The organism is Shewanella mangrovisoli (assembly GCF_019457635.1).
Lineage (GTDB): Bacteria > Pseudomonadota > Gammaproteobacteria > Enterobacterales > Shewanellaceae > Shewanella > Shewanella mangrovisoli.
In genome coordinates, this window is sequence record NZ_CP080412.1 from 1,253,799 (window position 1) to 1,271,438 (window position 17,640).

Here is a 17,640-nt window from a genome sequence, read left to right on the forward strand (position 1 = left end):
TTAGAGTAATGACTCTTGTTTTTTGATGTTTAGCTGGTAGTTTAGTGTTCATTAATGGACTACCAGCGACTGACTTTGACTTCCCCAGCATTCCAACATTCGGCTCCTACGCCCGCACAAACTTCCTTCTATATTCCGTACCGAGATGGACAGCTGCATCTGCGCCAGTTATTGCCTACTAATCCGGATTTTTCGAAGCCTCCGATCTTGATGTTACATGGTGCCATGTCCAATGGCCGGGTATTTTACAGCCAAAGTGGCCGAGGCTTAGGATGTTTTCTCGCTCAGGCGGGCTTTGTGGTGTATGTGCTGGATACGGCGGGCAGAGGTTTGAGTCTACCCAAAATTGCGCGTGGCTTTACTCTGGGGCAAGGGGAGGTGATCCGTGAGCAACTGCCATTAGTGCAGCAGCATATTTTGAATATGCATCAACAGCTTTGTCAGGAGCAGGGGAAACCAGCACCATCGCAGCTGCATTGGTGTGCGCATTCTTGGGGCGGCGTCTTAATGGCAAGTGCCTTAGCGCGTTACCCCGAATTACAGCAGAGTGTGCGGTCGCTGCTGACCTTTGGTAGTAAACGCACGATTCGAGTGAAGTCCTTTAAAAAATGGTTGATGGTCGATGTGTTTTGGAATCGTCTCGCCCCAAGTTTAGCCGTGGGGCAGGGGTATCTCGCCGCCGATAAGCTGCGTGTCGGTATGGATAACGAGAGCCGCGCCTCGTTAACTCAAAGCATAGATTGGGTGCGTGGAGAGTGGCTCGACCATGATGATGGCTTCGATTATGGCAAGGCGGCGAAGGCGGCTAACTGGCCCATCGCGTGGTTTATTGCCGGGCAAAACGATACTGTGCTTGGGCATCCCGAAGATGTCGCCGATATGATCTCTGAGTGTGGTTTTCGCCAAGTAAAATACACTCTGCTCTCAAAGGCTAACGGCTTTAAACACGATTATGGCCATGGGGATATGCTGACCCATCTGGATGCAATGGGTGACCATTTTCCCATGATCCGCGATTGGTATCTCGGGTTTGAATTGGCAGTGTTAAAAGACTAGGGCGATGCGCCCTCGCTTATTTTTGCAGCGCAGGGTAGCGCAGCTCCACCTCTTGGGTGATATCGAGTAGCTCCCCTACGCCGATAATCCGCCAGAGTTGTTCCTCGAGTTGTTTCGCCCTGTGGTTGGCGTGGATATTGATGTATTCCAATTCGCGGCGCAGATAACCCATATCCGGTTTCTCGGTAGCGCCACGGTAAATCCGCAGCGCCATAAAGCGTCCCGCCAATTTACTTTGGTTGATAAAGGCGATTTTGGCCTGCGCATCCCCAAGCTCGGTGGCGGGAACACATTTTAAATGGAATTGACCGCGGGACTGGCGAGTCAATTGGATAAATACCTCAATAAAATCCATATCCTGTTGCGGCTTCATTTGGCGGATAGGATCGAGAATATCCCGTTTGAAGAATCCATCTTTTAGCAGCGGTGCGAGATTATATTGCAAGGTATCCGAGGAGCCAGCGGCAAAAATATCGCTGATCTCATCATGCTCAGTGCTGACCCCTAAACAGGCGACCTGTGCCGATTTTGTTGTTTTTTCAACAAAGTAGGGCACCGAATGCAGCTCGCGCAACAGAATGTTTTTCAATCCATCGGCCAGCTCTTTTATCTCGCTATTGTTCTCGGTTAGCTGTTCGAGTTTTTCACGGTTATGGGCGATCAGTTTATTTAAAAACTCCACGCCAACGTGGGGCGTGTGACCCATCACTGCGGCTAAATGCAGTGTCACGCCATTTTTACGGGTACGCACTAGGCGATAGGGTAAATTATCCAGTTGGGTTTTACCGGCAATGGTCTGCAACTTAGGCAAACTGATCATTATCGGCTTGTTGGTCGCAAACTCAGTCGGATTATCCAGAGTCAGCTGCATCCCTCGACCAGAAATATCTAAGCTTATCCCCGTCGCTTTTAAGGCTCCCTGCGACACATTAACTAAGGTTTTGAAGGCAAAACGCGCTTCCTGTCGACGCTCACTAAATTGCATCGAAACCGGCTTGATTTGGTGTGCTGTTAGGCGCTGTTGGCCAAAGGCTTTGAGCGCATTGGCATTGCTATCGTCCTGCCAGGCCTTGTAGCTAGCCCTTTCATCCTCATTGGTAAGGTCTATTAGTTGCAGCATATGGCTGAACTGGGACAATTGCTGCTCCACCAGCGGGCTGTACTTGGCATCATCCCCCGGCAAGGTCGCACGGCGATAGCCTTTAGCATGGTAAATCTTATCTGGGATGAGCTTGAAAATACGCCAGCTCGGTTTCGTTGAGGCAAAACCGAGGAATAAAGACGTCATGTCCTTGGCTTTTAATTCGGCTAAAGTGGCCGAGTAAAAATACAGGGAGCCTTGGGCGTTGTAGGTAAAGCTAAAAAACAATCCGTAGTCGGGGTTTTCGGGATGATTGACCAGCGCCGAGAGCCTTGCTGGCGTCAGCATGGCGGGCAACTGGCTGATATCATTCTCATCCTGAAAATAATGCACTATCTGCTGATTGTCGCGGCTCAGCAACATATGGCTGATGGATTGGGACTGCTGATTGAGAAACAAAGGCAAATGTGGCAGGTGCGGTAGGTAATGACGCTCGAACCCCAGACCCGACGCCGTCACTAAGACATCATTCACATCCAGCTTATAACGGAGCTTGTAGCCTCGGATTAAGTTGCCCAGCATTTCACCTAGGGCATCCGTGCCACCAATCCGGCGCAAGCGTAACCAAATGAATTCACCATTGGTTTGGCTATCGACAATCTGATAATCGACCCCGAGTTGTAAATCGGGGTAGTAATATTCTTCACTAAGCTCGAGCAGCTTGACCTTGAGGGGCTTGTCGAGGTCGAAGGGATGATTCGCCGCTAAGCGAATACGTGCCCCGCCCACCGATAAATCGACGGTGATCCCCGGCATTTCGGTTCGCCCGGGTTGCGACACCGCAATGCGGATACTGTAATTCATCCGCTCTTCTGCGCGGTTAAAATAACTGCCGAGCACTACACCGGGCACCATAAAAGGTTCGGGTTCGACACCATCCGGTTGTTGTGTCACCTGACGCAGTTTTTGTCGCCGCTGTTGATGGGCATTGATGACGTATTCATACACCCCTAAGGTGTACTTATTGCGGTATAAAGACATAGCCGCTTGCAGACTATGCTTGGCGGGCTCATCGAGAAAATGGCGCTGCTGGCCGAGCATGACTTCGGTGCAGGGCAATTCAGACTTGTCCCTAAGATCGATAATCCGAGTGCAGGGCGAAGCCAAACGATTCAACTCCATTTTCAACAGAAAACGGGTCGAATTGTTTTCATCGGCAGTCAGCTGCTGAAAAATCTCTTGGAAATTCGGTTCCATGAGTAGCGGCTTGAGCTGTTCTATGAGTGCATTATGGTTATCTAAACTCATGTAGGGTCTTTTCTAATGCTGATTTTATGCCGTGCTGTGATAGTCTAATGTCGGCAGTATTCACAGTTACTTAAATTGATTTTATACAGATTTTAATAAGTTATGGCAAAGAATAAAACCGCGTACGTGTGCAATGAGTGTGGACAGGATTTTCCTCGCTGGCAAGGGCAATGCAGTGCTTGTCAGGAGTGGAATACGATAACTGAAGTGCGTTTAGGCGCTGCCTCGCCCGGACGGGGAACTAAGTTTGCGGGTTATGCCGGTGCGGGCAGTAGCGAAGTCAAAACCTTAGACCAAATTGACCTCAATGCCTTGCCACGGATTGTGAGCCATTTTGGCGAGCTCGACCGCGTGCTCGGGGGCGGCATAGTGCCAGGCTCTGCGATTCTGATTGGCGGTCATCCCGGTGCCGGTAAGAGTACGCTGTTACTTCAAACCCTGTGCCATTTAGCCGAGCAAATGCCTGCGCTCTATGTGACGGGCGAAGAGTCCCTGCAGCAAGTCGCTATGCGCGCCCATCGCTTAGGGTTGCCAACCAATAAACTGCGGATGTTATCCGAGACCAGTGTGGAGCAGATCTGCGAAGTCGCCCTGCAAGAGTCGCCAAAAGTCATCGTCGTCGACTCTATTCAAGTTATGCATATGAGCGATGTGGCGTCGAGCCCCGGTAGTGTGTCGCAGGTGCGTGAATCGGCCTCCTATTTAACTCGCTTTGCCAAGCAAAACGGCATTGCCGTGATCATGGTCGGCCATGTGACCAAAGACGGCAGCCTCGCCGGGCCTAAAGTGCTCGAGCACTGTATCGATTGTTCCGTGATGTTTGAAGGGGATAGCGACAGCCGTTATCGCACCTTGCGTTCCCACAAGAACCGTTTCGGGGCGATTAACGAGTTAGGCGTGTTCGCCATGACCGAGCGTGGCCTGAAGGAAGTGGCTAACCCTTCGGCAATTTTCCTCTCCCGTGGCGAGGAGGAATCCTCAGGCTCCTTAGTGATGGTGGTGTGGGAAGGCACGCGTCCGCTGCTGGTTGAATTGCAGGTGCTGGTGGACAATTCGGCCATGTCGAACCCGCGCCGCGTGGCGGTGGGGATGGATGCGAACCGTTTAGCCATGTTACTGGCGGTGATGCATCGCCATGGTGGGTTACAAATGTCGGATCAAGACGTGTTTGTGAACGTCGTTGGCGGGGTTAAAGTGACGGAAACCAGTGCCGACTTAACCTTGTTGCTGGCGATGGTGTCGAGTTTCCGTGGCGATATTTTACCGAGCGATTTAGTGGTGTTTGGTGAAGTGGGTTTATCTGGGGAAATTCGTCCCGTGCCCAATGGTCAAGAACGCCTCGTCGAAGCCGCCAAACATGGCTTTAAGCGGGCGATTGTGCCCCGTGCCAATGTGCCGAAAAAGCCGCCTGCGGGCATGGAAGTGGTGGGCGTGGCAAAATTATCCGAAGCCCTCGAAGCGATATAATCATCAAAACAAAAAACAGCGCCCAATGGCGCTGTTTTTTTATGGGTTCTTAGGCGGTGCAGCCAGTTTCACACTCAACTTTTCCACTTAATCGGCGCTGTTGTGTTTCTCGATAAATAGCGCTAATTCACGATTCAGTATCGACGCATCACCTAAGTTCAGCTCAACGATGCGTTTGAGGTGGCTGATGCTGTCAACATCGATAAATTTACACTTGAGCCCCAGTTGTTGGTTGCGTTGATGCACTAACTCGGTTTCCATTTGCAGCTCAATATCCGAGCCCGGTAGGGTAAAACTGAGGGTGATAGGCGCATCCGTATGGCTAAATCCGGCAGGTTCGTCCACCAGTGCGCCATTTAGGCTGAGGTCGAGTATGGTGGTTTGCCACTGTTTATCACCTTGGTGTACCGATGCGCTAGCGGCAAAGAGGATCCGCGAGAACTTTCGTCTTTCATCAATCACGACTTCTTTATTGTTCATAGTTTGTTAGTGCTCACCCCAATCAATATGCCTAAGCATATGTCATATTGATGTTACTGTAAAAGTTCGGCAGTTTTTTGTGCCAGAAAGTAACGGAGATCGCATATTTTACCTTTTCCTCATATGCAAATATGAAAAAGTATGAATAATTCAGTTAAGCAAAATAAGAGATGTAGAACATGGCCTATAGTGTGCTCGTTGTCGATGATGAAGCGGTGATTCGTGCTCGATTGAAAGGGTATTTTGAAAAAGAAGGTTACCGCGTTGTCGAGGCGGCCGATGGCGAGCAGATGTGGCATGAGTTTAATCGTCAACATATTGATTTAATTATGTTGGACATTAATCTGCCTGGGGTGGATGGCTTAAGTTTAACCCGTGAGTTACGTAGCCGCTCCCATGTGGGGATTATCTTGGTCTCTGGCCGTGATGAATCAATTGATAAAATCGTTGGTCTCGAGATGGGCGCCGATGATTATGTGACTAAGCCCTTCGAGCTGCGGGAGCTATTGGTTAGGGTTAAAAATCTACTGTGGCGGATTTCTCTGGTAAAACAAGCCGAACAAGCGCTGGTGCAGGAATTATCCGAGCCCGACGATGTGATGAGTTTTGAAGGTTATCGGCTTGAATTAAACAGCCGTAAGTTGCGCCAAGGGGAGGAGATAATCAAGCTCACTAAGGCCGAGTTTGAGTTGTTAACCGCCTTTGCTTTGCATCCCCAGCAGGTACTTTCCCGCGAGCGCTTAATGCAGCAAACCAGTCATCGCAATCAGGATGTGAATGACAGAACCATAGATGTGATCATCCGCCGCCTACGTAATAAGCTTAATCCCGAACTCTTTGTCACTGTCCATGGTGAGGGTTATTTATTTGCCGCTAAGGTGGAGGACTAGGGTAAAGATTAAGGCCGTACTTGATATAAAGGATAAAAATCCGCTTCGGCGAGGCTAACGCTAAGATCCGATAGGGTATTTGGTGAGGTCGTGCGCTCAACGATAGCAGGACCTATATCGCCAAAAGGCGCAGCGCCTTCGAGCTGTTTTACCGTGACATCGATGGCGAGTTTGCCCTGTAACACGACCAAGTCATCATTGCTGTATACCACTTTTTGGCGTTTCAAGCCGCGTAGAATCGCAGGAGATAAGTAACTGCTCACCAGCTTAATGTCTTGCGTCAGCTGTTTTTGTTTGAGGGTGCTGACGGCGGCTTCTATCGCCACGGCACTGCCGAGAATATAGTTGGGGCGCTGGGCTTTAAGCAGTATCTGTAATTGGTCGCGGTAGAGATTGCGATTGTTATCGGCATGCTGAATCGCACTGATACTGACATTGCTGCCCTCGAGGGCATGGCGAATGCCTTGTTCGACTAAATCTGTGCCGCCTAGGTTTTCAGGGCCCGCTAAGAGGGCCAAGGTAGTTGGCTGGGTGGGCGAATGCGCCTTGGCATCTGCCTTAATAAAATTGCCCGCGCTCAGTCCCATTTGATACCAGTTAACACCGATATGGGTCTGCACTTGCTCTGCATTGAGTTTATTGACTAGGGCGAGCACGGGTTTGGTTAACGGCTCAGAAAACTGTTCGAGCAGATTGGGACTCACGGCGCCGAGCAAAATCGCGTCGTAATCACCCTTCATACAGGCGCTTAATTGCTCGAGCTGTTTATCTTGATGGTAGTAGCTGCCTGCTTCGAACAGATCCAGCGACACGCCGAGGTGTTTCGCCTGTTGGATCAGGCCGTAGTTGATGCCAATCCAATAGGCGTCCTTAAGATGAGGCACTAAGGCACAAATGCGCCAAGCCTGTTGTGCTTTAGTCAGGGGATGATAATCAAGTGCCTGTGCCTGTTGAATTTTGGCATTAAAGGGATGGCGTTGCTCCAATGGCCAAGTTTGGCTGTTGGCGTCAGCAGTCGGTAAACATAACAGCCCAAAAGTGGTGAGTGTGAGCAAAGCTTGCCAAAATTTTCCCATTGTCTCGTATCATCCACAGTGATTATCTCGAAGGCATTGTAACAGAAGGAACAAGTGTGGCGCCTTTATCTTTATCGCGAAGTAGTTTAACCGGCAGACTCATGCTCGCCTTCGGCGTGCTTGGGGTATTGCTGTTGCTACTGGTTAGCTTAGGTAGTCTGAGTTTGCATTGGCTCAAACAGGCCGACAGTTACCTGTATGAGGAGTCCTTACCCGCCTCTCAAGCCGCGCGCCAATTAGTGCAGGCCTCAAATGCTTTATCCGATGGCGTGACCCAGTTAGGCCAAGTGGAGGATGAGCGGCAGCGGGAATTTATCGGCCGTAAGCTCAGCCTCGAAAGCGCCACAATGTTAAATAGCATCAAAGTGTTACTAACACTGGATGTGAACGAAGATAATCATTTATCCGTATTAGCTGGGCAAATCATCGAGCAATTAACCTTACTGGGTAAGAGTGTAGGCCAACGTATTACCTTAGGCGATGAGTTGCAGCTCAGGGCCCGCGAATTATCGGTTGCCGCAGGCCGAGCCTCTGAGCTATTGCAATCTGAATTGGCGGTTGTCGACTCGGCGATTTTGGCAAAACTCAGCCAAGCCTATCCAGATATGGCGGGGGATAAGCGCAGTGGCCAATTGCTCGATGATGTGATTGAGCGAGAGTTAGATGTGCAGGAGCAGCTCAACCGTGCGCTCAAGTTAGTGCATCAAATTGCGCTACTCAGTCAGTTATTTGAGGCATCCGAACTACAGTCTGAGCTGAAATTGAGTGTTCCCCGTTTATTGGCCACCTTTGCCAGCACGGCACCATCACACCCCATGGCGCAGCATCATCCAGATCATCCAAAGCAAGGGACGGCTATCGAGCTGGCGACCACTGAGGCGCCAGTGGAAGAGATGGGTATCGATTTAATGGCGCTCACCACAGTGGCTGAGCTTATCCGCGACCCTGGCAGGCTCAATGCGCTAAAGGCGGAGCTGGCTATTCTTCTCCATACCCCAAAAATCATTAAATTACAGCGAGAACTGAGCCAAAGCCTGCAGCGCCAACAGCGTCAGCAGCAGGAGTTAGCGGAAAAACTCTATAGCCTCAATACGCGGGTGGACAGTGCGCTTAATCAACAGCAGCAGCGGGCTGAGCTGGCGCGAAGTGATTACTTAATGCAGTTGTCTTACGCCCGCTTGGGGCTGTGGGGCACGGGCATATTAATGTTGGTTATCATAGCTGTTGTGGTTTATCGGGTGATCTATCGCGGCATTGCCTTGAGGTTAAATCAGGCAACCGAAGCCATGTCGCGCTTAAGTTTAGGAGACACCAATGTGAGCCTCGATGCCCACGGCGACGATGAGTTGACTGCCATGGCCAATGCCATCGAGGCATTTAAGCGAAAAACCGCCCATAACCTGAAATTACAGACGGATTTACGTCAGGTCGCCGATGAGCTGACCGAGCATAAAAAAGCCCTCGAACAAACCGTGGCTACGCGCACACAGGAATTGGCCGAAGCCAACCTGCGCCTCGATGCGGAGGCCAAAGGCCACGCTAAGGCAAGAATCGTTGCCGAGGAGGCGAGTCAGGCAAAATCCCAATTCTTGGCGACCATGAGCCATGAGATTCGCACCCCGCTCAACGGCTTACTCGGGACACTTACCTTACTCGGCCATAGTCAGCTGCCGCCAGCGCAGCAACAGATGCTCGCATTGTCACAATACAGCGGCACGCTGCTGCAAACCGTGCTCAACGATATTCTCGATTTCTCTCGCCTCGAGCAGGGTAATTTAACCAATGAACCGCGGCCAACGGATATCAATGCCCTGCTCGATGAAGTGCTGGCGATTATGGTGGCGGGCGCCAATTTGGCGGGATTGAGCTTAAGGCTGAATCGTCCCCAGTTACCCGCGTGTATTCAGATCGATGGCCCTAAGCTGAGGCAAGTGCTGTTTAACTTGATTGGTAACGGCATTAAATTCACCCCAGAAGGCGGCGTGAGTCTCAATGTCAGCGTGCAAGGCGATAAGTTGGCCTTTGTGGTGGCCGATACTGGCGTGGGGATTGCGCCCGAGGTGCGTGAGCAATTATTTATGCCTTACTGCGTATTGCCTAATCAGGGGCGCAGCCGTGGGACAGGTTTGGGGCTTGCCATCTGCAAACAGTTAGTTGAACTGATGGATGCCGAGGGGCAGGGCATTTGGGTCAAGAGCGAGCCAGGCAAGGGCAGTGAGTTTGGTTTTGAGCTGAGCTTTACCCAATGTGATAAGGCATTAGATACGCAAACTCAGGTGCAAAAACAGGTTAATCCCCAACGGGTGTTAGTGATTGAAGACAACAAGGTCAATGCCATGGTCGCGCAGGGGTTTTTGGCGCATTTAGGCCACAGTTCCAGCTTGGTCGTCAGTTGTCAGCAGGCGCTGGCGCATGTGAGTGGTGATAAGGCATTCGATGCCGTGATGCTCGATATTCAGCTGAGTGATGGCTCAGGGCTCACCCTATTACCCCAGTTAAAGGCGTTATTCGCCAATGGCAAGGTGAAATTTGCCGCCTTTACCGCGCAGATGCAGACGGAGGATCTTAGCCTCTATCGGGAGGCGGGGTTTGATACTGTGTTAGCTAAACCCTTGAGCCTGCAAACCCTGACAGAATGGCTAGGTGTTGCGCGTGTGCCTGCTTCAATGCCTGCTTCACTAGGTGAGTCATCGTCGCAATCGGCACAATCGCTTCTATCGGCGAATAAGGCTGAACTGGCCAGTCAGAGTCATCAAGTAGAAACCTTGTTAGATCTTAACCAGTTACAGCAAGATCTCGAGGTGTTAGGCGTGAAAGCCGTGAGTGATATGTTGACGCTCTATCGAACCTCCAGTGCCGAGCAAATGGAGCGACTCTCGGCGCTAAGCTCTGTGGCGCATTTCAGCGAGGGCGCAAAACTATTGCACTCGCTTAAGGGCAGCAGTGCCAGCATGGGGCTAAAAGCATTGACTCAGAGTTGTCAGCAGTGGGAGAAAGCACTCAACACCACAGGGGAAAATGCATTGGATAGCAAGGCGGTGACTGAATTAACCGCCTGCTGGCAGGCGTCGATAACAGCGATTGAGCAATGGTTGGCAACAAAGGGCTAGCAGCAAAGGCTTATCGATAAGAGGTTAGCGCTAGGAGTGAGTCGTCCTGAGTAGTACATAAGCAGCACGTATTTCTGCCTAATCAATGCAAATCGAGTGATAAAAAAGCGGCTCTAATGAGCCGCTTTTTGTTAACTTATTTCAGGACGAGACATGAGCCATTACCTTGAGCCTTAATGCTACTCTGGTTTAACGCTACTCTGGTTTAACGCTACTTAGGTTTAGCGCTACACGGGCTTTAGGCTGGTGGCGATTATTGCATTGACTGTTCTAACTGCTGTTTATCTTGCTGCACCCAAGCTAGGGTGAGTGTGGCGAGGGCGCTGTAAAAGCCATTGCTGTGCTTGCTATCGCACTCAACGACCTTAGCGACAAACTTGGCTAACCATGAGTCTATACAAGCGTTTAGAAAGCTTAATTGGGCTGCATCTTCACTGTGGCAAGCTAAGTGTCCCATATAGGCGAGGATCACGGCTAAGTGATCGGCAGGTTCTGGGAAATGACTCTGCACTTGTAGTTTGCTCTGGTGTAAAAACTCGCTCATTTGTTGATGCTGCTGCCCAAATAGCAAGGGTTCATCCTCGCGGCTCAAGTACAGGCTGGCATAGGGTGAGGCGCTGTGCTTTGTGCCTACGAGGAATAAACCACAATAATCGGCGGCAAGTTCGAGCAAGGCTTCATCGCTCGTTAAGCCATTCAGCACCTTCTGTATGCTGGCGACTGGCGCACTAAACTCGGGTGCATAACCCAGTTGTGTCCAGAATTGCTGCGCTTGCTCACTGGTGAGTTGCTTAAGGCGCTGCTCATCAATTTCACGGGCAAACAGAGAAGACAGCAGCTGATACACTAAGGCTCTGGCATGATTGATATCGACGTTGCTCATCGCATGTTCCTCAAGATTAACAGTGGTATGCGCCTAGTTGACTAGACGCATCGCCTTGTGGGCTCGGTTAGATTTCGACTTCGATAGGACCATCGAAGGAGCTGACCTTAGGGACTTTGCCTTGGTATTTCTCAAACTCGACCAGACAAGTATAGGCTGAGCAGGCTTGAGCCAACTTAGAGGTGCCAATGTCTAAGGTCAGAGTATTCGGGTCGCCATAGCTGCACAGGGCACCGATTTCGGCGCCACCTTCGACGCTGCCATCTTTACCCACTGGGCCATACCATGCGCCTTCATGAATTCGCACTACGCCTTTAGGGAAGCGATCCGATACCACGGCGCCCGCTAACAGTTGGCCACGGTCGTTAAAGACGCGCACTATATCGCCATCTTTAATGCCGCGCGCTTTGGCATCCACTGGACTGATATAGATGGGTTCGCGGCCGTTGACTGTGTAAGTTTCGCGGTATTCCTTCGACTCACACATCTGTGAGTGCAGACGTTTATCCGGATGGCAAGATTGTAGCCACACAGGATATTTGTCTGAACCCGGGCCGCCATGGCTACGCTCGGCTTTTTCCATCCAAATTGGATGGCCTTGGCAGTCGTCATAACCGAACTGTTCAATCTTACGGCTGAAGATTTCAATCAAGCCAGAAGGCGTACCTAATGGATTGATTTCAGGATCGTTTCTAAAGTCGGCGTGGCGTGTCCACAGCTCGCCATCACCAAAGTGCACATATCCTTGCTTCCAGAAGGTGGCAAAATCTGGCATCTCATACTTACCCGCGTTCGCGGCTTTACACTCGTTATAGAGGGTTTCTATCCACTCTATCTCGCTCATATTGCGGGTGTATTCTTTCTCTTTACCCATCAGCGCGGCAAAGCGAGTGAAGATTTCAAAGTCTGACAAACTCTCAAACAAAGGCTCTACCATCTTCTGCATCGCCAAAATACCGCGGTTAGCATAGGCGCCATATACGTCGATATCGTTGCGCTCATAGGTGGTGCAGGCGGGCAGCACTATGTCGGAGAAGCGGCAAGTCGCCGTCCAGTTCACATCGATAGTGACCACGCATTCCAACTTATGGAAGGCTTGCTTCATGCGGTTACGGTCTTGATGGTGATTCCATGGGTTATTACCCGAGAAAATCATCATCTTAATATCGGGATACACCACTTTCGAACCGTTGGCATCAATGGTTTTGCCGGGTTCGAGGATCGCATCAATCCAACGGGCGACGGGAATGGTGCTGCTCGCGCCTTTAAAGTCGGTGCTATCGAACAGGGGTTTTTGGTTCTCGTCTAAGTTACGCGGGAAGGCGCCGGGCGCCGCCGCATTTGTCGCAGGCACACCAATACTGGAGTAGTGGTGACCATAGCTGATGCCGCCGCCGGGCAAACCGATTTGGCCTATCATGGTCGCGAGGACTGCGGCCATCCAGTAAGGTTGCTCACCATGTTGTTGGCGCTGAATACACCAACCCATCATGATTTGGGTGCGGCCCTTAACTAAGGTTTTCGCCAGATCGCGGATGATGTGTGGTTCAACCCCACAGATTGGCGCCGCCCACTCTGGGGTTTTGGCGATACCATCTTTAGTGCCCATCACGTAAGGCACAAACTCTTCGAAACCTAAGCTGTAACCTTGGATGAATTTTTCATCGTAAAGCTTTTGGGTAATCATCTCATGGGCGATGGCCAGCATCAGTGTCACGTCAGTCTGTGGGTTCACATATAACTGTTCACAGCCAAGGTAGGCCTGAGTTTTGGTGACCACAGGGTCGATACTGATCACGCGGATCTTGCCCTGTTTGACCTTCTCTTTTAGCTGCGCGAGGTAAGCGAAGGCCTCATGGGTTTCGGCGTTCCAACCCACTTGCAGGTTTTTGTAAGGATCGTTTGACCAGAGCACGATAGTGTTGCTGTTTTCTAAGATCAGCGGCCAAGAGGTACCTTGGGCATACACTTCGGTCGAACCTAACACATAGGGCAGAATGGTTTGGCCTGCACCGGTGGAGTAGTCACCGATTTTCTTCACATAGTTGCCGTGCATTCCCACCGCACGCTGCATATGGCTGGTGCTGGAATGCAGTTGCCCCGTTGCGCGCCAACCGGTTTGCCCAGCGTGTAAGCCCGATGGACCGTACTTGGTTTGGATTTCATCGAGTGAGTGTTTAAACAGTTTTAATGCTTTATCCCAGGTCACGCGAACGAAGCGGAAATCTCCCCGTTGCTGGGTATTGCTCTTATGGCCTTTCAGTAAAAAGTCTAAGCGAACCATAGGGTAACGCACGCGAGATGGGTTATAGACCATGCCGCGGATACCGTTAATCATATCCGTTGGATATTTATCTAAATCGAAGGCTTTAACCTCGGCAATCACACCGTTTTTACGTTTGATTTTAAAGGCGCCGAAGTGTGAGCCCGTGGTCAGCCATTCGTCTTCATTTAGCCCTGTGCTGGCCAGTGCATTTAAGGGCGCTAACACTGAGCTGCCACCTAAAGCAACGAAAGAGGTTGAGGCTAAGCCTTTTAAAAAGTCTCTTCTGTTCATGGTATTACTCCCGAATTAGTGCTCTTTTTTCACGAAGGTTGACGAATGTTCCTGCAGGTATTTTTGCACCAGCGCTTGGGTGTCTTGGTCCATGTTCACGAAGGCCAACATGCCTTGGAACATGCCTGGCCAGGTATTGGCATCGAAATGCGCTTCATCTGGCTGGGTGTGGCACACACTACAGCTTGAGCGGAACGTATCGCGGGCATAGCCCCAGAGTGGTTGCAGCTCGGTGAGCAGGTAATCCTTATCGGTCCAGATTTGGGCTTCAACCCGTTGCCATTTCAGGCCTGTCATTGGGTCTTCTTTCTCTTCAAAGGTTTGGATAACACCTTCGGTTTCGGCTGCATCTTTGCTTAACTGCGCCGACAGAATGTTCACGCCAAAGTCCATGTAGATCACGCGGCCTGCGCCGATTTTCTTACGCCAGCCATCGATACCAATTTTGATGCGCTTACCTTGGGTTTCGAGCACTTTGACCTTAGTGGCCACGTTTAAGGTACCAGCTTCAACATCACCTTTTTCACTAAAGAACAGTGGCTTAGTCAGGGCGCTGTAGTAGGTTTGGTTGGTTTCGACTGAGCTGACGCCAGCGCCCACTTCGGCGATGAGTTCGGGTGCGCGAGCCGTGCCCATTTCAGGTAAATGGTGGGCAATGCCTTTGTGGCAATCGATACAGCTTTGGTCGATTTCGGCGGCGCGTTTCATCTGTTTTTGCGCCAGTGGTGACATGCTTTCCCACTTCATCGAGTTGTAGTTGTGGCAGTTTTTACAGGCCAGAGAATTGTCGCGATCGAAACGTTTCCATTCGCGGCTCGCCATTTCGAGGCGTTTAGCTTCAAATTTTTCAGGGGTGTTGACCGTGTTAAATAACCAGCCCCAGACATCGTGGGAAGCCTCCATCTTACGGGCAATCTTACGGCTCCAGTTGTGGGGCACGTGGCAGTCGGGGCAGGTGGCGCGCACGCCTGAGTGATTCGACCAATGCACAGTCTCCTGTAACTCTTGGTAAGGCTTGCTCTCCATACTGTGGCAGCTGATACAGAAGGCTTCGGTGTTGGTAGCTTCCAGTGCGGTGTTAAATCCGCCCCAGAAGATGATGCCCATGATAAAAGCACTGATGCTGACAGCGCCTAAGGTGAGAGCTTTTGTGGGTTTGTTTAGTGTGCGCCAGAGGTTGATTAACCACTTCATAATAGCGTCCTCAAAGTATCAGTGAATTAGTGGCCGACAACGCCGCCGAAGGCTTGGATCATCCAAATGATGAAACCGTAGAGACTGATCCCCGCGACCGTCAGTGCGGGAAAGAGTATGAAAATGATGAATCCCAGCGCCTTTAATTCATTGCTGCGTGTGGACTTATCCGATGTTTGCATGGTGGGCTTTGTCATTGGGAAGAGCTCCGTTCGAAAGCGATTTTTGATGGGAGCACTATAAAGGGGAGATGTGAATGGACTTGCCTGCTGGGATGAATGGGCTTTGACAATATATGAAAAATTATGAAAATTTTAAAAAGTCGATGACTTTTTGTTTTAATGACAGAGAGTTAATTGTATTTCTGTGATCGAACTCGGCAGTTTGTTGTGCGGTTTAGGCGTTTTTTTAAACACTGATTTTGAATTTTTTCGCTAATTATTTACTGAAGTGCAGGCGAGGTCTTAGCTATCTGGCGGCGTTTACAGTATTATCCGCGCCCAACAAAGGCTGCGTTTGTGTCGTTGAAGCCATTTTAACGATGCAAAGCGTCACTGCTTGCAGATCATGGATTTTTCCCGATGTAGGAGAATGATGTGGATCTCTCACCCAAGTCATTGGATTTGGGGCTCTAATCTGCCGCAGCCAGCGTCGCCAATGGTTAAGCCAATTGGTATCGACCCTATTTTAAGAGATCACAAGGTATAACAAGATATGTCTGAGCAATTGAGTTCAACAGCCGTACCCTCTGGTTCGTTTCTGGACCGTTTTTTTTCAATTCAACAACGTGGTAGCACAGTTCGCCAAGAAGTGATTGCAGGGTTAACCACCTTCCTCGCTATGGTGTACTCAGTGATTGTGGTACCCAATATGTTAGGCAAGGCGGGATTCGACCCCGGTGCCGTGTTCGTCGCTACCTGTTTAATTGCCTCCTTTGGCTCGCTGCTGATGGGACTCTGGGCGAATCTACCCATGGCCATTGGTTGTGCGATTTCACTCACCGCCTTTACCGCCTTCGGCTTAGTGTTAGGTCAGGGCATGAGTATCCCTGTGACCTTAGGCGCCATCTTTTGGATGGGGGTGATTTTTACCGTCGTGAGCGTCACGGGCGTGCGTCAATGGGTGCTGGCTAACCTACCTAAGGGGATTGCCCACGGTACAGGTATAGGTATTGGCTTGTTTTTACTCTTAATTGCCACTAACAGTGTGCAGTTGATTGTGGCCAATGACGCGGGTCTGCCAGTGAAGTTAGGCGACATTAACAGTCTGCCCGTTATAGCAACCGTGCTGGGCTTAGCGGCCACTATCGGTTTAGAGCGTCGCGGCGTACCCGGCGGGATTTTACTGGTGATTATTGGCCTATCCCTGTTCGGTTTAGTGTTTGATCCAAGCGTTAAATTCCAAGGTTTCTTCGCCGTGCCTGATTTTACCTCTGAGCACTCGCTGATTGGTCAAATGGATATTATGGGCGCCTTGAATCCTGTGGTATTACCGATTGTGCTGGCGCTGGTGATGACGGCGATTTTTGATGCCACGGGCACCATCCGCGCGGTCGCGGGGCAAGCCAATCTGCTGGATAAAGACGATAATATCGTCGGCGGTGGCAAGGCATTAACGTCAGATTCGGTCAGCAGCATGTTTGCGGGTATCGTTGGCGGCGCACCTGCGGCCGTGTATATCGAATCGGCGGCGGGTACGGCGGCGGGCGGTAAGACAGGTTTAACCGCGACCATAGTGGGCGGTTTATTCCTGCTGATGGTGTTTTTAGCGCCGCTCAGCTATTTAGTGCCTGCCTATGCGACGGCGCCTGCGCTGATGTATGTGGGGCTATTGATGCTCAGCAATGTGACTAAGCTGGACTTTAACGATAAGGTCGATGCGATGGCGGGCTTAACCTGCGCCGTGTTCATCATCCTCAGCTGTAACATTGTGACCGGTATTATGCTTGGCTTTGTGACCTTAGTGGTTGGCCGCATTTTTAGCGGTGAAATCCGTCAGCTTAAGTTAGGCGTGCTCGCCATTACGCTGGGCCTTGTGGCCTTCTATATGGGCGGCTGGGCGATCTAGTTTATAAAGTTGAAAGCGAGTGCCGTTAGCACTCGCTTTCATTGACCTCATTGTGTTCACAATAGGCTCGCAGCAAATCCTTCCAAGTCACAATCCCGACCAAATCGCCATTATCGAGCACAGGCAAACAGCCAATATTGTGTTCTAGCAGGGTGTGCGTCGCAGCATCGAGCGACACATGCGGCGCAACGGTAACGGGATTACGGGTCATCACCTGATGAACGCGTTTTTGTAGGGTTTCGAGATCCTTAGCGGTTTCGGCGCTGCTGCCTAGATTCGGGCTGATGGCACGCAGTAAGTCGCGCTCCGACAATACGCCTTCGAGTTTATATTCATCCACCACCAGCAGATGGTGGAAATTTGCCTGCTCGAAAATCTCCTTCGCCACGGTTAAACGATCGTCCATTTCGACCGTGACGACTCGGGTACGCATAATATCGGCGATAATGATCGGCATGATAAACCCCTTCC

The 17,640-nt window shown here is 50.7% G+C and carries 13 protein-coding genes; 5 read left to right on the forward strand and 8 right to left on the reverse strand.

All coding sequences use genetic code 11. The features are described 5' to 3' along the window. Window positions 1-54 precede the first annotated feature (54 nt). Window positions 55-1,056 (forward strand): alpha/beta fold hydrolase, encoded by a 1,002-nt coding sequence (locus tag K0H60_RS05565; protein ID WP_220057524.1) that lies wholly within the window; start codon window positions 55-57, stop codon window positions 1,054-1,056. A 16-nt stretch (window positions 1,057-1,072) separates the two neighbouring features. On the opposite strand, the gene K0H60_RS05570 is transcribed toward K0H60_RS05565, so the two are convergent. Next, on the reverse strand, window positions 1,073-3,445 hold the full coding sequence (locus tag K0H60_RS05570; protein WP_220057525.1) for a PilZ domain-containing protein: 2,373 nt from the start codon (window positions 3,443-3,445) through the stop codon (window positions 1,073-1,075). A 102-nt stretch (window positions 3,446-3,547) separates the two neighbouring features. Between K0H60_RS05570 and radA the strand changes: the two genes are divergently transcribed. Next, window positions 3,548-4,912 carry a DNA repair protein RadA gene (radA, locus tag K0H60_RS05575; protein WP_011621836.1) on the forward strand — a complete coding sequence of 455 codons (1,365 nt, stop codon included), beginning with the start codon at window positions 3,548-3,550 and terminating at the stop codon, window positions 4,910-4,912. 87 nt (window positions 4,913-4,999) lie between these two features. Here radA and K0H60_RS05580 read toward each other — a convergent pair whose 3' ends face one another. Further along, window positions 5,000-5,371, reverse strand: coding sequence for a PilZ domain-containing protein (locus tag K0H60_RS05580; protein ID WP_041412950.1), 372 nt, complete (start codon window positions 5,369-5,371; stop codon window positions 5,000-5,002). Window positions 5,372-5,571: 200 nt separating this feature from the next. On the opposite strand from K0H60_RS05580, the gene torR reads away from it, so the two are divergent. Next, entirely contained in the window at window positions 5,572-6,282 is a 711-nt protein-coding gene (torR, locus tag K0H60_RS05585) for a two-component system response regulator TorR (RefSeq protein WP_086903690.1), read from the forward strand. An 8-nt stretch (window positions 6,283-6,290) separates the two neighbouring features. Here torR and torT read toward each other — a convergent pair whose 3' ends face one another. After that, window positions 6,291-7,358 carry a TMAO reductase system periplasmic protein TorT gene (torT, locus tag K0H60_RS05590; protein WP_220057526.1) on the reverse strand — a complete coding sequence of 356 codons (1,068 nt, stop codon included), beginning with the start codon at window positions 7,356-7,358 and terminating at the stop codon, window positions 6,291-6,293. Window positions 7,359-7,414: 56 nt separating this feature from the next. Here torT and torS point away from each other — a divergent pair, with 56 nt between their 5' ends. Further along, entirely contained in the window at window positions 7,415-10,468 is a 3,054-nt protein-coding gene (gene torS, locus K0H60_RS05595) for a TMAO reductase system sensor histidine kinase/response regulator TorS (RefSeq protein WP_220057527.1), read from the forward strand. 253 nt (window positions 10,469-10,721) lie between these two features. Here the strand turns inward: torS and torD are convergent, their stop codons facing one another. From torD to torE, 4 genes are all read right to left on the reverse strand, one after another. Next, a complete protein-coding gene (torD, locus tag K0H60_RS05600) occupies window positions 10,722-11,351 on the reverse strand; it encodes a molecular chaperone TorD (protein ID WP_220057528.1) in 630 nt (209 codons plus the stop codon). Between the two features lie 67 nt (window positions 11,352-11,418). Further along, the gene (gene torA / locus K0H60_RS05605) at window positions 11,419-13,908 is read right to left on the reverse strand and encodes a trimethylamine-N-oxide reductase TorA (RefSeq protein ID WP_220057529.1); all 2,490 of its coding nucleotides are present in this window, start codon (window positions 13,906-13,908) and stop codon (window positions 11,419-11,421) included. 15 nt (window positions 13,909-13,923) lie between these two features. Further along, window positions 13,924-15,102: a pentaheme c-type cytochrome TorC gene (gene torC, locus K0H60_RS05610; protein WP_011621843.1), complete on the reverse strand. Its 1,179-nt coding sequence runs from the start codon at window positions 15,100-15,102 to the stop codon at window positions 13,924-13,926. Window positions 15,103-15,128: 26 nt separating this feature from the next. Continuing rightward, complete coding sequence (gene torE / locus K0H60_RS05615) at window positions 15,129-15,299, reverse strand: trimethylamine N-oxide reductase system protein TorE (RefSeq protein WP_011716165.1); 171 nt, start codon at window positions 15,297-15,299, stop codon at window positions 15,129-15,131. 517 nt (window positions 15,300-15,816) lie between these two features. Here torE and K0H60_RS05620 point away from each other — a divergent pair. Further along, window positions 15,817-17,169, forward strand: a complete 1,353-nt coding sequence (locus K0H60_RS05620) for an NCS2 family permease (protein WP_086903685.1) — start codon at window positions 15,817-15,819, stop codon at window positions 17,167-17,169. Between the two features lie 25 nt (window positions 17,170-17,194). Here K0H60_RS05620 and K0H60_RS05625 read toward each other — a convergent pair whose 3' ends face one another. Further along, complete coding sequence (locus K0H60_RS05625) at window positions 17,195-17,626, reverse strand: CBS domain-containing protein (RefSeq protein ID WP_011716167.1); 432 nt, start codon at window positions 17,624-17,626, stop codon at window positions 17,195-17,197. Window positions 17,627-17,640 lie beyond the last annotated feature (14 nt).

Coding starts and splice junctions, on each gene's coding strand:
- K0H60_RS05565 (WP_220057524.1), top strand. CDS start 55: ATGGACTACCAGCGACTGACTTTGACTTCCCCAGCATTCCAACATTCG.
- K0H60_RS05570 (WP_220057525.1), bottom strand. CDS start 3,445: ATGAGTTTAGATAACCATAATGCACTCATAGAACAGCTCAAGCCGCTA.
- radA (WP_011621836.1), top strand. CDS start 3,548: ATGGCAAAGAATAAAACCGCGTACGTGTGCAATGAGTGTGGACAGGAT.
- torR (WP_086903690.1), top strand. CDS start 5,572: ATGGCCTATAGTGTGCTCGTTGTCGATGATGAAGCGGTGATTCGTGCT.
- torT (WP_220057526.1), bottom strand. CDS start 7,358: ATGGGAAAATTTTGGCAAGCTTTGCTCACACTCACCACTTTTGGGCTG.
- torD (WP_220057528.1), bottom strand. CDS start 11,351: ATGAGCAACGTCGATATCAATCATGCCAGAGCCTTAGTGTATCAGCTG.
- torA (WP_220057529.1), bottom strand. CDS start 13,908: ATGAACAGAAGAGACTTTTTAAAAGGCTTAGCCTCAACCTCTTTCGTT.
- torC (WP_011621843.1), bottom strand. CDS start 15,102: ATGAAGTGGTTAATCAACCTCTGGCGCACACTAAACAAACCCACAAAA.
- torE (WP_011716165.1), bottom strand. CDS start 15,299: ATGACAAAGCCCACCATGCAAACATCGGATAAGTCCACACGCAGCAAT.
- K0H60_RS05620 (WP_086903685.1), top strand. CDS start 15,817: ATGTCTGAGCAATTGAGTTCAACAGCCGTACCCTCTGGTTCGTTTCTG.
- K0H60_RS05625 (WP_011716167.1), bottom strand. CDS start 17,626: ATGCCGATCATTATCGCCGATATTATGCGTACCCGAGTCGTCACGGTC.